At 63.2% G+C, this 1,301-nt stretch carries 2 protein-coding genes; both read left to right on the top strand.

What is annotated here, in order from left to right:
- The coding region (locus Q8K05_RS11445) for a nitrogen regulation protein NR(II) (RefSeq protein WP_305246731.1) at positions 1-447 on the top strand (447 nt) is incomplete at its 5' end.
- A gap of 38 nt (positions 448-485) precedes the next feature.
- Positions 486-1,301 (top strand): sigma 54-interacting transcriptional regulator (locus tag Q8K05_RS11440; protein ID WP_305246730.1); only part of this gene is annotated, 816 nt, incomplete at its 3' end.

The raw sequence follows: 1,301 nt of genomic DNA, 5'->3' as shown, positions 1-1,301 counted from the left end.
CGTGTGCGCTCGCTCATCCTGGCCGAGTTCCCGCGCGGCCTGAAGGTCTCGCGCGAGTACGACATCTCCATCCCCGAGTTCCGCGGTGACCGCGAGCAGCTGATCCAGGCCGTGCTCAATATTGCCCACAACGCCTGCCAGGCCCTTTCGGAGCGCATCGCCGCTGGTGACGCACACCTGACTTTTCGCTCCCGGATCGCCCGCCAGGTGACATTTGGCAAGCAGCGCTATCGACTGGCATTGGAATTGCATGTCATCGACAACGGGCCCGGTGTGCCGGACTCGATCAAGGACCGTATTTTTTACCCGCTGGTGTCGGGCAGGGAAGGCGGCTCGGGGCTGGGGCTGACGCTGGCGCAAACCTTTGTTCAGCAGCATCATGGCCTGATCGAATGCGACAGCGCGCCTGGAAGAACGGATTTCAAGATGCTGATTCCGCTTCCGTAGTTTTATCAATGAGATGACCTTGGGGTGACAACAAAGACATGAAGCCGATCTGGATAGTTGACGATGACCAATCCATCCGCTTCGTGCTGGAAAAGGCGCTGCTGCGGGAGGACCTGCCCACGCGCAGTTTCACCAACCCACGCGATGTTCTGGTGGCGCTGGAGTCGGCCACTGACGAGGACGGCCCGCAGATCCTGGTGAGCGACATCCGCATGCCCGGCGGTTCGGGGCTGGAGCTTTTGTCCAAGGTCAAGGAAAAACATCCCGGACTGCCCGTGATCATCATGACGGCGTTCTCTGACCTGGACAGTGCCGTGTCGGCGTTCCAGGGAGGCGCGTTTGAATATCTGCCCAAGCCGTTCGACCTGCCGAAGGCGGTCGAGCTCATCCGCCGGGCAGTCGAAGAAAGCCAGCGTGAAGAGGTTGCCGAAGAGCGCATGGCCGCCGCGCCCGAGATGCTGGGACAGGCACCCGCCATGCAGGATGTGTTCCGCGCGATCGGCCGGCTGTCGCAAAGCAACGTGACGGTCATGATCACGGGCGAGTCCGGTTCGGGCAAGGAGCTGGTGGCGCGTGCGCTGCACAAGCACTCACCGCGCGCCAGCGGACCGTTTGTGGCCATCAACACCGCCGCCATACCCAAGGACCTGCTGGAAAGCGAACTGTTCGGCCATGAGCGCGGCGCCTTCACCGGCGCGCAGACCATGCGCCGCGGCCGCTTCGAGCAGGCCGAGGGCGGCACGCTGTTCCTCGACGAGATCGGCGACATGCCGTTCGACCTGCAGACGCGATTGCTGCGTGTGCTGTCCGACGGGCACTTCTACCGTGTGGGCGGGCACAACGCGGTCAAGGCC

It is taken from the genome of Polaromonas sp., from assembly GCF_030682935.1.
In the GTDB taxonomy this organism is placed as follows: domain Bacteria; phylum Pseudomonadota; class Gammaproteobacteria; order Burkholderiales; family Burkholderiaceae_C; genus Polaromonas.
This window is presented reverse-complemented; position numbering and strand designations above follow the sequence as displayed.